The organism is Kineococcus lubricus (genome assembly GCF_050871965.1).
GTDB lineage: Bacteria > Actinomycetota > Actinomycetes > Actinomycetales > Kineococcaceae > Kineococcus.
Genome location: NZ_JBJLSK010000004.1, coordinates 175,964 through 188,966, shown reverse-complemented (window position 1 = coordinate 188,966; position 13,003 = coordinate 175,964). Strand labels below are relative to the sequence as shown.

Annotated in this window: 12 protein-coding genes, 1 tRNA gene and 1 pseudogene; 10 read left to right on the top strand and 4 right to left on the bottom strand. The window is 72.6% G+C overall.

Translation table 11 applies throughout. From position 1 onward, the window contains the following. Positions 1 to 42: 42 nt before the first annotated feature. Complete coding sequence (locus ACRYRX_RS04660) at positions 43 to 264, bottom strand: helix-turn-helix domain-containing protein (protein ID WP_432510646.1); 222 nt, start codon at positions 262 to 264, stop codon at positions 43 to 45. A 96-nt stretch (positions 265 to 360) separates the two neighbouring features. Between ACRYRX_RS04660 and ACRYRX_RS04655 the strand changes: the two genes are divergently transcribed. Then, the gene (locus tag ACRYRX_RS04655) at positions 361 to 972 is read left to right on the top strand and encodes a helix-turn-helix transcriptional regulator (RefSeq protein ID WP_432510645.1); all 612 of its coding nucleotides are present in this window, start codon (positions 361 to 363) and stop codon (positions 970 to 972) included. After that, a pseudogene (locus ACRYRX_RS04650) lies at positions 933 to 2,081 on the top strand (tyrosine-type recombinase/integrase); the annotation flags it as partial. The gene ACRYRX_RS04655 and the pseudogene ACRYRX_RS04650, both read left to right, overlap by 40 nt. A 200-nt stretch (positions 2,082 to 2,281) precedes the next feature. Here ACRYRX_RS04650 and ACRYRX_RS04645 read toward each other — a convergent pair. Both ACRYRX_RS04645 and ACRYRX_RS04640 read right to left on the bottom strand, forming a co-directional pair. Next, positions 2,282 to 2,354: transfer RNA gene (locus tag ACRYRX_RS04645), tRNA-Lys, on the bottom strand. Positions 2,355 to 2,411: 57 nt separating this feature from the next. Then, a complete protein-coding gene (locus tag ACRYRX_RS04640) occupies positions 2,412 to 3,368 on the bottom strand; it encodes a LacI family DNA-binding transcriptional regulator (RefSeq protein ID WP_432510644.1) in 957 nt (318 codons plus the stop codon). A 119-nt stretch (positions 3,369 to 3,487) separates the two neighbouring features. Between ACRYRX_RS04640 and ACRYRX_RS04635 the strand changes: the two genes are divergently transcribed. The 3 genes from ACRYRX_RS04635 (at position 3,488) to ACRYRX_RS04625 (ending at position 6,114) form a co-directional block, all read left to right on the top strand. Next, entirely contained in the window at positions 3,488 to 4,528 is a 1,041-nt protein-coding gene (locus ACRYRX_RS04635; RefSeq protein WP_432510643.1) for a Gfo/Idh/MocA family oxidoreductase, read from the top strand. Continuing rightward, positions 4,525 to 5,295 carry a TIM barrel protein gene (locus ACRYRX_RS04630; RefSeq protein WP_432510641.1) on the top strand — a complete coding sequence of 257 codons (771 nt, stop codon included), beginning with the start codon at positions 4,525 to 4,527 and terminating at the stop codon, positions 5,293 to 5,295. Before ACRYRX_RS04635 ends, ACRYRX_RS04630 begins: the two co-directional genes overlap by 4 nt. 72 nt (positions 5,296 to 5,367) lie before the next feature. Continuing rightward, on the top strand, positions 5,368 to 6,114 hold the full coding sequence (locus ACRYRX_RS04625) for a class I SAM-dependent methyltransferase (protein ID WP_432510640.1): 747 nt from the start codon (positions 5,368 to 5,370) through the stop codon (positions 6,112 to 6,114). Here ACRYRX_RS04625 and ACRYRX_RS04620 read toward each other — a convergent pair. Beyond that, entirely contained in the window at positions 6,104 to 7,327 is a 1,224-nt protein-coding gene (locus ACRYRX_RS04620; RefSeq protein ID WP_432510639.1) for an ROK family transcriptional regulator, read from the bottom strand. The genes ACRYRX_RS04625 and ACRYRX_RS04620 overlap by 11 nt on opposite strands. Positions 7,328 to 7,534: 207 nt before the next feature. Here ACRYRX_RS04620 and ACRYRX_RS04615 point away from each other — a divergent pair, with 207 nt between their 5' ends. From ACRYRX_RS04615 to ACRYRX_RS04595, 5 genes are read left to right on the top strand one after another with little or no spacing between them, the layout of a single operon-like run. Next, positions 7,535 to 9,232: an ABC transporter substrate-binding protein gene (locus tag ACRYRX_RS04615; protein ID WP_432510638.1), complete on the top strand. Its 1,698-nt coding sequence runs from the start codon at positions 7,535 to 7,537 to the stop codon at positions 9,230 to 9,232. Between the two features lie 4 nt (positions 9,233 to 9,236). Continuing rightward, positions 9,237 to 10,223: an ABC transporter permease gene (locus ACRYRX_RS04610; RefSeq protein ID WP_432510637.1), complete on the top strand. Its 987-nt coding sequence runs from the start codon at positions 9,237 to 9,239 to the stop codon at positions 10,221 to 10,223. Between the two features lie 14 nt (positions 10,224 to 10,237). Further along, positions 10,238 to 11,200, top strand: a complete 963-nt coding sequence (locus ACRYRX_RS04605; protein WP_432510636.1) for an ABC transporter permease — start codon at positions 10,238 to 10,240, stop codon at positions 11,198 to 11,200. Further along, complete coding sequence (locus tag ACRYRX_RS04600) at positions 11,197 to 12,075, top strand: ABC transporter ATP-binding protein (protein ID WP_432510635.1); 879 nt, start codon at positions 11,197 to 11,199, stop codon at positions 12,073 to 12,075. Before ACRYRX_RS04605 ends, ACRYRX_RS04600 begins: the two co-directional genes overlap by 4 nt. Further along, the gene (locus ACRYRX_RS04595) at positions 12,072 to 12,971 is read left to right on the top strand and encodes an ABC transporter ATP-binding protein (RefSeq protein ID WP_432510634.1); all 900 of its coding nucleotides are present in this window, start codon (positions 12,072 to 12,074) and stop codon (positions 12,969 to 12,971) included. Before ACRYRX_RS04600 ends, ACRYRX_RS04595 begins: the two co-directional genes overlap by 4 nt. Positions 12,972 to 13,003: the final 32 nt, after the last annotated feature.

The window sequence follows — 13,003 nt, the reverse complement described above, 5'->3', positions numbered from 1 at the left end:
CGGGGCCGGTCGTTCTCACGTGGGCTGTGGTGGATCGGTGCATCACGCGGCCGGCGTCCCGACCTGGGGCTCGAGGCCGAGGAACCGCAGCAGCTCGGCGGTGGGCACGATCCATCGACCGCCGATGCGTTCGACGCGCACGGGGAACTCGCCCCGCTGCACGAGCTCGTAGGACTTGGTGCGCCCCAGGCCGAGGGCGCGGCCGGCGACAACGATGTCGCACGTGAGGCCGAGATCAGCGAGGGACGGAAGGCGTTCGGGCATGGCAACCCCTCTGGGAAGAAAATCTTCTGTGGCGGATGACGAGTTAACACCCGGCACCCTCTGGCACGCAACCCCTGAGAGCGATAGGTTCATCTCGTGGGGATGACTGATGCCGATGAGCTGCCGAACGACGTATGGGCACGGATCAACTGGCTGTCGAGCACGGGCAGCGAGGCGAACATCGCTCGCCGCTTGCGGCTGGTCCTGGCTGAGCGCGGATGGTCACAAGACGCCTTCGCCGCGAAGGTGCGGGCGGAAGGCGTCCGCTTCCCGCAGAGTGCGATCTCCAAGATTCTTAAGCCGCAGGGCGAACCCCGCGCAATCACCGTGGATGAAGCCTGCGCGTTCGCGCGCGTGCTGGACATCCCCCTCGCAGAACTCGTGCTGCCGGACGACGTCTACCAGTTGGCCCAAGTGGTGCACGACATGCGAATGCTGAGCAAGCTCTACACGGACTGGCGGACAGCCAACGACGACTACCAGAACGCGCGTTCTCGCCTTCTCGCCTTCCTGGCTCAACCTGAGGACGAAGAACAGTCCTCCGGCGCGCGACAAGCCATTCTCCACCGCCTCGAGCAAGCCCGAACTGCACGCGATCGGGTACCCGACTCTCAGGATGCTGAGGGCGCTTCCGACGTTCCGCGCTTCGCCGCTCCCGCCGACATGGCATGGCTCGAGCTACTCGAAGAGTGGGAGCGGCGGCAGTGAGAGGGCACGTCTACCACCGGTGTTCGTGCGAGCCGGTGCTCGACAGTAAGGGAGAGCGCAAGACGTGTTCGAAAGCGTTTGGGCGCAATAGGCATGGCTCGTGGTACTTCCACGTATCGCGCACCGTCAACGGTCGGCGAGGACAGGTCAAGCGCGGAGGGTTCGCCACGAAACGCGAAGCCGAGGACGCTCTCGCCGAGGAACTCGACGCGCAGCGGCGGGGGGTGCGACCCGGCAGCGGTGACGTCCTGGTCAGCGAGTACCTCGCCGAGTGGTTGCAGAACAAGGTCAGCGCCGGCCTGCGCCCGACGACGGCCCGTTCGTACCGCGGTCACATCGACCGCTACCTCGCTCCCCTGCTGGGGAACCTGCGCCTCCGTGAACTGACCTCGCTCGACGTCGAGCGTGCCCTGCGTGCCGTCGCTGAGTCACCCGGCAGCACCGCCGGGCCGGCCACCGTGCAGCGCGTCGCGGCGACACTACGCAGCAGCTTGAGCTCGGCCGTGCGCAAGCGTCTCGTGCCGTACAACGCTGCCGTCAACGTGGAACTCCCCCGTGCACCTCGCCCCAAGGTGCAGCCGTGGGAACCGGGCGAGGTCGGCCAGTTCCTCGACCACGCCGCCGGCGACCCCCTCGGCCCACTGTTCGAGGTCATCGCCATGACCGGTCTGCGTCGCGGGGAGGCCCTCGGCCTGCGCTGGGACGATGTCGACCTGGCCCGCGGGGTGCTCGTCGTGCGGCAGCAGCTCGTCGCGGCCGATGCCCCGACCCTGTGCCCAGTCTGCCGCGACGGTCACCGCGGGCTGAGCTTCGGCCCGCCCAAGACGAGCAGCGGCGAGGCCCGGCTCGTCGACCTCGACGCGCACACCGTCGGGGCAGTCGTGGCGCATCGACTCGCCCAGGACGAGCACCGCGCCCGGTGGGGCGTCTCCTACGCCGACCACGGCCTCGTGTTCGCGCAGCCGACGGGCATGCCGCTGCAACCGGATCGGGTGACCAAGCGGTTTCGTGAGCTGGCCGTCGCGGCCGGACTCCGGCCGATCCGTCTGCACGACCTGCGGCACGGGCAGGCGTCGCTCATGCTCGCGGCGGGTGTCGACCTGGCGATCGTCTCCAAGCGGCTCGGGCACTCGTCCCTCAGCCTCACCGCCGACACGTACTCGCACCTGCTCGGCGGGGTCGGCCGGGCCGCTGCGGACGCCGCAGCGAACCTCGTCCCACGCAGGCCGCGCTACCAACCTGCTACCAGTGCGGACCCTACGGACCTCGAGGCGGTGCCTCGGTTGAGCGTTTCCGCAGGTGAGAGGGGTGGGCCCCCAGGGGATCGAACCCTGAACCCGCGGATTAAAAGTCCGCTGCTCTGCCGATTGAGCTAGAGGCCCCGGACCCGGAGGTCCGCGGTCATCATCGCAGACGCCCCCGGCCCCCTCCACTCCCCCTCAGCGCGCGCGGGTGCTCCCCCGCACGACGAGCCGGGGCGCGACGACGACCTCGCGCCGCGCGGTGCCGGTGTCCTCGACGCGCGCTTCGGCCTGCTCGACGGCGTGCCGGGCGAGGGCGGCGGCGTCCTGGCCGACGGTGGTGAGGGACACGGTGGGCAGGGCGGCGACGGAGCTGTCGTCGAAGCCGACGACGGACACGTCGCCGGGGACGGCGACGCCGCGGGCGCGGAGGGTGTGCATGAGCGCGGCGGCGGTCTCGTCGTTGAAGGCGAGGACGGCGTCGGGCGGGTCGGTGGCGATCGCGTCGACGGCGGAGTCCCCGGTGAGCAGCTCGGGCTGGAGGCCGGCGGCGGTCACGGCGGCGCGGTAGCCGGCGCGGCGTTCGGCGGCGCCGGGGGCGCGGCCGCCGTGCAGGTGCACGATCCGGCGGTGGCCGAGGCCGGTGAGGTGGGCGACGGCGGTGCGGGCGGCGGCGTCGTCGTCGGTGCGGACGACGGCGACGGCGCTGCTGCGGACGGCGCGGGCGAGGACGACGACGGGGACGCGGGCGGCGAGGTCGGTGAGGTCGGCGGTGGGCAGGGCGGGGCCGAGCAGGAGGAGGGCTTCGACGCGCTGGTCGAGCAGCGCGCGGACGGCCTGGGCTTCGCTGCGGGTGCGGCCGCGGGGTTCGAGGGCGATGCGCCAGGGGCCGGGGCCGACGGTGGCGTAGAGCGCTTCGAGCAGGTCGCCGTGGAACGGTTCGTGCAGGCCGTGGACGACGCCGAGGGTGCGGCTGCGCCCGGAGCCGAGGAGCCGGGCGCGCTGGTCGGGGTGGTAGTCGAGCTCGGCGGCGGCGCGCAGGACGCGTTCGCGGTTGGCGGGGCTGGCTCCGGGCACTCCGCGCATCACGATGGACACGAGGGCCCGGGACACCCCGGCCCGGGCGGCCACGTCGGCCATCGTCACCTGCTGCACGTGCCCCTCCCCCGGGTCGGCGCTCACCCTAACGGGCCGCTTGACGGGGCGGCCCGGACCACGCACCCTAGAGCGGTCTAGCCCTAGAACGGTCTAGGGTCACGTAGAGAGGCGATCGCATGTCCGCAGTCCAGCCCGTCGGAGTCGGCCTGATCGGCGCCGGCCGCATCGGCGGCTCGCACGCCCACCTCCTCGCCACCCGCGTCCCCGGCGCCCGCCTCGTCGCCGTCGCCGACCCCCGCCCCGGCGCGGCGGACGCCCTGGCCGGCCCGCTCGGCGCCACCGGGTACGCCGAGGTCGCGGACCTGCTCGCCGACCCGGGCGTCGACGCCGTCGTCGTCACGGCCACCACCGAGGCCCACGCCAACCTCGTGGAGCAGGCCGCCCGCGCCGGCAAGGGCGTGTTCTGCGAGAAACCCGCCGGGCTGTCCCTGGCCGAGGTCGACCGCGGCATCGCCGCCACCGCCGCCGCGGGCGTCGCGTTCCAGGTCGGTTTCAACCGCCGCTTCGACCCCGGGTTCGCCGCCGCCCGCGCCGCCGTCGACACCGGCCGCGTCGGCACCCCGTACCTGCTGCGGTCCCTGACCCGCGACCCCGGCCTGCCCGACTACGGCCGGGTCCCGGCCTGGGCGGTGTTCCTGCTCACCCTCATCCACGACTTCGACACGCTGCTGTGGCTGAACCCCGGCGCCGAACCGGTCTCGGTGTACGCCGTCGCCGACGCGCTCGTCGCGCCGGAGTTCAAGGACGCCGGCCTGCTCGACACGGCCGTCGTCACCGTCCGCTTCGACAACGGCGCCATCGCCACCGCCGAGGCGAACTTCTCCGCCAGCTACGGCTACGACGTGCGCGGGGAGGTGTTCGGCTCCACCGGCCGCCTCGAGATCGGCGGGCAGCCGCGCCAGGCCCTCGCGGTCTCCGACGCGACCGGCCGCCACACCGACACCCCCCGCGGCGACGTCGAACTGTTCGGCGAGGCCTACGCCGGTGAGCTTGCCGAGTTCGTCGCCGCCGTGCGCGAGGGCCGGGAACCGGCCGTCACGGGCCACGACGCGCGCCGGGCCCTGGCGATCGCCTTATCCTGCATCGCCTCCGTCCGCTCCGGCGGACCGGTCGACCCCCGCGTCGCCGCCGCGACCGTCGACGGGCGCGTCCGGTGAACCTGTCCGTGTGCGCCGAGACGGTGTTCCTCGACCTGCCCTTCGCCGAGCGCGTCCGCACCCTGCACGCCGCCGGTTTCGGCGTGGAGATCTGGCACTGGTGGACGAAGGACCTCGACGAGCTCGCCGCCACCGGCGCGACCTTCACCTCCATGTCCGGCTACGTCGACGGGGAACTGGTCGACCCCGACGGCGCCGACCGGCTCCTGGCGAGCGCCGAGCGGTCGATCGCGGCGTCTCGGGTGCTGGGGCGTCCGGTGCTGAACCTGCACGGCACCGGCCTGGACGACCGGGGTCTGCCGGTGCGGCCGGTGGAGCTGGTGACGGGCCCGATGTGGCTGGCCGCCGAGCGGACGCTGCGCCGGGTCGCCGAGCTCGGCGAGCGGCACGACGTGGTGTTCGTGCTGGAGAACCTGAACCGGGCGGTGGACCACCCGGGGACGCCGTTCGCGGCGGCGGCGGACGTGCGGGCGCTGGTGGCGGCGGTCGACAGCCCGCACCTGCGGGTGAACCTCGACCTGTACCACGCGCAGATCGGCGAGGGGAACCTCGTCGAGCTGATCCGCGCGTGCGCGCCGTGGCTGGGTGAGGTGCAGGTGGCCGACGTCCCGGGGCGGTGCGAGCCGGGCACCGGCGAGATCAACCACCCGGCGCTCGCCCGGGCGTTGCGGGACGTCGGGTACGACGGGGTCGTCGCGATGGAGGCGTTCGCGTCCGGTGACAGCCGCGCGGCGGTCGAGGCGTTCCGGGCGGCCTGGACGGTCTGACCCGCCGGTGGTGCGCTCGGGCGGCCGGGAAACCCCTGGCGCCCGGCGACGGGGTGTCCCAGGGTGGTCGGCGTGGACGATCACGAACGGACCCGGCGGGCGTGGGCGCAGGCGGCCGGGAAGTACGTCCGCGAGCACGAGCGGTTCCTGGCCCAGGCCCGCACCGCCGAGCTGTTCGCCGTGGAGCGGCGCGTCCTGGCTCCGGTCCTGGCGGCCACCCCCGCCGTCCTGCACCCGATGAGCGGCAACGGCGTCGACGACGTCGCGCTGGTGCGGGCGGGGGCGGCGACGGTGACCGGTCTGGACTACGACGAGCGGGCCGTCGCGTGGGCGCAGCGCCGCGCCGACGCGCTCGGCCACCCGGTGCGGTACGTCCGGGCCGACGTCCCGCCGTTCCCCGTCGCGGACGGCGCGTTCGACCTCGTCTACACCGGCAAGGGGGCGCTGGTGTGGGTGGCCGACCTGCGCGGGTGGGCGGCGGAGGTGGCGCGGGTGCTGCGCCCGGGCGGGCACCTGTTCGTCCACGAGTCGCACCCGATGGTGCCGCTGTACTCCTGGGACGAGGACACGACGCGGATCCGCGCCGACCGGGACTACTTCGCCGCCGCGCACGTCAACGACTCCTTCCCCGGTTTCGGCGCGGTCGAGCGCCAGCACACGTTCGCCGCCGTCGTGACGAGCGTCCTCGGTGCCGGTCTGACGATCGAGGTCCTCGAGGAGCACCCCGAGCCGTTCTGGCGGATGGGCGACGTGGACGCGGCGGCCTGGCGGGGCCGGTTGCCGAACTCCTTCAGCCTGCTGGCCCGGCTCAGCGGGTGAGGCGTTCCTGCAGCAGCAGCGCGGCCGCCCCGACGGCCGGGGAGGTCGCCGCGGCCGAGGAGACGGTCACGGTGACCGCGCGCCCCCACACGCGCGAGCGCGCCGAGCCCACCCGGTCGGTGATCGCCGCGCCGTAGATCGCGGGGGCGGCGGCGAAGCCCGGTCCGGTCAGGACGAGCAGGTCGAGGTCGAGCAGGTTCACCAGGCCCTCGGCGGCCACCGCGACGTACCGGGCCGAGCGGTCGAGCAGCGCCCGGCAGGCGTCGCCGCCGGACCGCGCGGCGCGGGCGATCGCCGCGAAGTCGGTCGTCAGCGCGCGGCGGGAGGACTCCTGCAGCGACGCCTCGGCCCGCGCCCGGGGGTCTTCCAGCGCGCGGCGGACGACGGCCTCCGGGCCCGCGACGACCTCGAGGCAGCCGGCCGACCCGCACCGGCACGCCGGGCCGTCGACGTCGACGCACACGTGCCCGAACTCCCCGGCCATGCCCCGCGCGCCCCGCAGGGCGACCCCGTCCAGGACGATGCCCGCCCCGAGCCCGGCGCCGCAGTACAGGGCGGCGAACGAGCGGGAGGCGTCCACCCGGGCCACCCAGTACTCCCCGACGGCGGCCGCGGTCGCGTCGTTCTCGACCAGCACGGGCCAGCCGGTCGCCCGGCTCAGCGCCCGGCGCAGCTCCTCCCCGTCCACCCGCGCGCCCTCGGCCGTCCCGGGTTCGCGCCCCGTGCGGCGCAGCAGCCCGCCGTCGGGGCCGCCCCAGACCAGCCCGATGCCCAGGCACGTCTCGCGGGAGCACCCGCTGCCGTCCAGCAAGCGGTCGACGTCGCCGGCGAGCCGGGCCGCGAGGTCGCCGGCGTCGGCCGTGGGCGCGAAGCGGCGGGTCAGCCGGGCCAGGATCCCGCCGGTCTGGCTGGTCAGGACGTAGGTGACGGTGGTGGTGGCCAGGTCGATGCCCACGGCGGTGCGTCCGCCGGGGTCGAGCTGCAGCAGGGTCCGCGGTTTGCCGCCCGTGGGGGCGCGGCCGACCTCGGCCACGACCCCCTCGGACAGCAGGCGCTTCACGGTGGTCGAGACCGACGCCTCGGTCAGGCCCGTCAGCGCGGCGAGCTCGACCCGGCTGACCGGCCCGGAGGCGCGCAGCGCGTCGAGCAGCCGTTCACGCGCTCCACCTCGGGCGGGGCGGCGCACCACCCCGGGGTCGTCGACGGACGTCATCACCGCTCCTCGCCACGAGCCGGCCGCCCGGCTGCTCGCCGACTCTAGTGCGCCCGCGCGCCGGGGAGCGCACCCTTGACGTGACTTCATCAAGTTAATTAAGTTGCCGAAGGACGGACCGAGTTCACCCGCTCACCGATGGGGGTGCCGCGGAGCGGTCCGGCACTCGCACCGCCGCGAGCTGCGGCCGCAGACCGAGGACTCCACATGCCCCGTCGCACGTCCCACCGGACCACCCGCCTCACCCGGTTCCTCACCGCAGGGGCCGCAGCTTCCCTCCTGCTCACCGCCGGCTGCTCCGCCGGCGCTGACAGCGGGGGCGACGGCACGACGCTGATCGCCTACACCGGCCAGGCCGGCGACTACCAGGTCAACTTCAACCCCTACTCCCCCTCCGACATCGGCGGCGCCGGCCTGATCTTCGAGCCGCTGTTCTTCATCAACAAGACGGCCGCCGACGCCAAGCTCAAGCCCCTGCTGGGCACCGAGTACGCCTGGAACGACGCCGGGACCGAGCTCAGCGTCACCCTGCGCGAGGGGGCCACCTGGTCCGACGGCGAGGCCTTCACCGCCGACGACGTCGTCTTCACCTTCCAGATGCTGCTGGACCACGAAGCGCTCAACAGCACCGGTTTCGACGGCACCATCACCAAGGTCGACGACACCCACGTCACCTTCACCTGGGCCGAACCCGCCTACACCTCCGGGCCGGACGTCCTCAGCACCATCGTCATCGTCCCCGAGCACCTGTGGAAGGACATCGACCCCGAGGCCGACGTCCTGGAGGAGCCGGTCGGGACGGGCGCCTACACCCTCAGCGAGTTCAAGGGTCAGGCCTTCACCATGGACGCCAACCCGAAGTACTGGGGCGGGGCACCGGAGGTCTCGAAGGTCCGCTTCCTCGCCCTCTCGGGCAACCAGGCCGGGGCCGACGCCATCGCCGCCGGCACGATCGACTGGCAGACCGGCCCGATCCCCGACATGGCCAACACGAACAAGAACTTCCCGAACTACGACACCGGGTCCGTCGCCCAGAACCAGATGGTCCTCGGAGCGTGCGCGAACGCCGACCTGGGCTGCGAGGGGCCGCAGACCGACCCCGCCGTGCGGCAGGCCCTGTTCCACGCCATCGACCGCACCCAGCTGAACAAGCTGGCCTTCCAGGACACCGCCTCGGAGATCTCCCCGAGCATGGCCCTGACCAGCACCCAGGCCGACACGATCTCCGCGCAGGTCGATCCGAAGGTCGCCCCCGCCACCGCCGACCCGGGGACCTCCGCCCGGATCCTGGAGGCCGCGGGCTGGGTCAAGGGCCCCGACGGCATCTACGCCAAGGACGGGCAGAAGCTCACGCTGACCATCGAGGTCGTCACGGGCTGGACCGACTACATCACCGCCATCCAGACCATCGCCGCCCAGGCGAAGACCGCCGGCATCCAGGTCGAGACGGCCCAGTCCTCCTGGAACGAGTGGACCGACAAGCGGTTCAAGGGGAACTTCGAGCTCGCCATCGACTCGCTGTGGCAAGGCCCGGCCCCCGACCCGTTCTACCTCTACAGCTACTTCTACGACGGCCGGATGACCGCTCCGGTGGGCACCAAGGCCAACGGCAACAACTACTCCCGGTTCTCCGACCCCGCCGTCGACGCCGCCCTGGACGAGCTGCAGAAGCTGCCCCCGGAGGACACCGCCGGCCGCCAGGCCCGGTTCGACGTCATCCAGAGCGCCGTCGCGACCCAGATGCCCTACATCCCGGTCATGACCGGATCCAACACCAGCGTGTGGAACGTGGCGAAGTTCTCCGGCTGGCCCACGGACGACGACCAGTACGCCTTCCCCGCGGTGTGGTCCGACTTCGACGCGGCCGAGATCCTCAAGACCCTCACGCCCAAGGCCGCGAGCTGACGTCGTGGACTACCTGCTCCGCAAGCTCGGCTTCTACGCGATCGCCTTCTGGGCCGCGCTGACGCTGAACTTCGTCATCCCCCGCCTGCTGCCCGGTGACCCCGTCGACATCCTGCTGGCCAAGCTCAGCCAGCGGGGTGCCGTCGTCACCCCCGAGACCCGCGAGGCGTACGCCACGCTGCTGGGCGGGGACACCGACGCGTCCCTGATCTCGCAGTACTGGACGTACCTGGGCAACATCCTCCGCGGCGACCTGGGGACGTCGATCAGCTACTTCCCCGCCCCCGTCACCGACGTCATCTCGGCGTCGATGCCGTGGACGGTCGTCCTCATCGGCCTGGCCACCGTCATCGCCGCGATCCTCGGGGTGCTGCTCGGGGCGTTCGTCGGGTGGCGGCCGGGCACCTGGCTGGACTCCATGGTCCCGGCGACCACGCTGCTGGCGGCGGTGCCGTACTTCTGGCTGTCGCTGGTGCTGGTCTACCTGCTCTCCCGGGTCCTGGGCCTGTTCCCGGCGCAGGGCGGCTACGACGTGGTCCTGTCCCCCGGCTGGAACGCTGAGTTCATCGGCTCGGCGGTCTACTACGGCTTCCTGCCGGCGCTGACCATCGTCGTCGCCTCCGTGGGCGGCTGGCTGCTGGGCATGCGCAACATGATGGTCTCCACGCTGTCGGAGGACTACGTCACGACCGCCCGCGCCAAGGGCCTGCCGAACCGGTGGATCCTGCGCGACTACGCCGCCCGCAACGCGGTCCTGCCGTCGGTGGCCGGGTTCGCGATCTCGCTGGCGTTCGTCGTGTCCGGGTCGGTGGTCACCGAGCAGGTGTTCTCCTACCCGGGGATCGGCTCCCGGCTGCTGGCGGCGGTGACCAACAACGACTACGCGCTGATGCAGGGCGTGTTCCTGTTCATCACCCTCGCGGTCCTCGGCGCGAACCTCGTCGTCGACCTGCTCTACACGCTCATCGACCCGCGCACCCGCGCCCGCTGACAGGAGGAGGACCCGTGACGAACACCGTTCCCGTCCAGGCGGCGCTCCCCACCCCGGCGCCGGCGAGGAGACCCGTCCCGGCCTGGCGCCTGCTGGTCCCCACCATGACCCCGTGGCTGGCCGTCGGCCTCGTCCTGGTCGTCGGGATCTGCCTGTTCGGGCTGATCGGCCCGCTGCTGGTGGGTGACCCGGACACCATCCGCGACGTGGGGCTGGCCGGCCCCACGGGCGACCTGTGGCTGGGCACCACGCAGACCGGTCAGGACGTCCTGGCCCAGCTCGCCCACGCCACCCGCGGATCGCTGCAGATCGGGTTCCTCGTCGGAATCCTGGCGACCGTGCTGTCGGCCTTCTTCGGCATCTACGGCGCCTACCTCGGCGGCGCCGCCGACGAGGTCTTCTCCCTGCTGACCAACGTGTTCCTCGTCATCCCCGGCCTGCCGCTGGTCATCGTCATCTCCGGGTTCGTCCCGCGCGAGAGCCGCGGGCTGTGGACCATCGCGGTCGTGCTCGCCCTCACCAGCTGGGCCGCCTCGGCCCGGGTGCTGCGGGCCCAGACGCTCTCGGTCCGCAACCGCGAGTACGTCGCGGCCTCGCGGCTGTCCGGTGAACGCGCCTGGCGGGTCATCGTCGTGGAGATCCTGCCGAACCTGCTGCCCGTGCTGGCCTCCCAGTTCGTCTTCGCCGTCATCGCCGCGGTGCTCGGCGAGGCCGGGCTGTCGTTCCTGGGCCTGGGCGCGTCGGGTTCCTCGACGCTGGGCACCATGCTCTTCTACGCCCAGAACGGGTTCGCGCTGGCGCTCGGCGCGTGGTGGTGGTTCCTGCCCCCGGGTCTGCTCATCGCCCTGCTGGGCACCGGCCTGTCGCTGGTGAACTTCTCGATCGACGAGATCGTCAACCCGAAGCTGAAGAACGTCCGCCTGCACCGCAAGCGGACCCGGGCCACGGCCAAGGCCGAGAGGAGGGGGCGGCGGTGAACGAGGTGGTGCTGGAAGTCCGCGACGTCACGGTCGTGTACGAGACCGAGGACCCGGTGACCGCGGTCGCGTCGGCCGGTTTCGACCTGCACCGCGGGGAGATCCTGGGCCTGGCCGGCGAGTCCGGGTGCGGGAAGACGACCCTGGCCTACGCGGTCAACCGGCTGCACCAGCCGCCGGCCCGGATCGCCTCGGGCACCGTCGTCCTGCACGACGCCGCCACCGGCCGGGACGTCGACGTGCTCGGCCTGGACGAGGAGGAGCTGCGGAGGTTCCGCTGGTCGAAGCTGTCGATGGTGTTCCAGGGCGCCATGAACGCCCTCAACCCCGTCCGCACGATCGGCGCCCAGCTCGACGACACCCTGCGGGCCCACGCACCGGGGATGGACAGGAGGGCCCGCAGGAACCGGTCGGCCGAGGTCCTCGAACGCGTCGGGGTCGCGGCGAACCGCCTGCGGTCCTACCCGCACGAGCTGTCCGGCGGCATGCGGCAGCGGGTGATGATCGCCATGGCGATGCTCCTGGAACCCCAGGTGATGATCATGGACGAGCCGACGACGGCGCTCGACGTCGTCGTCCAGCGCGACATCCTGCGCGAGATCGTCCGGCTGCGCGACGAGATGCGGTTCGCCGTCGTGTTCATCACCCACGACCTGCCGCTGCTGCTGGAGATCAGCGACCGCATCGCCGTCATGCGGCACGGCGAGATCGTCGAGCTCGACACCGCCGACACCCTCTACCGCGACGCCGCCCACCCCTACACCCGCCGGCTGCTCGGCTCGTTCCCCAGCCTGTCCGGCGACCGCGGCGCGTTCATCCGCTCCGGCGAACTCGACGGGGAACTCGACGGGGAACTGACCGAGGAGACCGCGTGACCACTGTGTCGGTGACCGACCTCACCAAGGACTACGGACTGCGCCAGGGGCTGCGCCGCAGACCCTTCCGCGCCGTCGACCGGGTCAGCTTCGACCTGCTCCCCCGCCGCACGGTCGCCCTCGTCGGGGAGTCCGGGTCGGGCAAGTCGACCATCGCCAAGCTCCTCACCCGGCTGGAGGAGCCGAGCTCGGGCAGCGTGGACGTGCGGCTGCCCGACGGCACACCGGTCGTGGGGTCGGTGTACCGACGGCAGGTCCAGATGGTGTTCCAGGACCCCTTCGCCTCGCTCAACCCGTTCCACTCCGTCGGGCACCACATCGCCCGGCCGCTGCTGCTGCACCAGCGGACCCGAGGCACCGAGCAGACCCACCGACGGGTCCTGGAGATGCTCGAGCGCGTCAACCTCACCCCCGCCGACGTGGTCGCCGCCCGCCGGCCGCACGAGCTGTCCGGCGGTCAGCGCCAGCGCGTGGCCATCGCCCGTGCGCTGGCCCCGGGCGCGAAGGTGCTCATCGCCGACGAACCGGTCTCGATGCTCGACGTGTCGATCCGCCTGGGGGTGCTGAACCTGCTGGCCCGGTTGCAGCGCGAGGAGGACCTCGCGGTCCTCTACATCACGCACGACCTGGCCACCGCCCGGCACTTCTCCGACGAGATCCTCGTCCTGTACCGCGGTCGCGTCGTCGAGCGCGGCCCGGCCGACGCCGTGATCCTCGACCCGCACCACGACTACACCAAGCTGCTCGCCCAGGCCGCCCCCGACCCCGAACGTGTCGGCAAGGTCGTGGCGACCGAGACCGTCGTCGACCGCTCGGCCATCGACGACAGCGTCTGCTACGACCACCACCTGCGTGCCTGGGTCGAGCACGGCGCACCCACCGCGGCCGTCGGCTGAACGACCGCGCCACGACGAGAGGACGCACCACC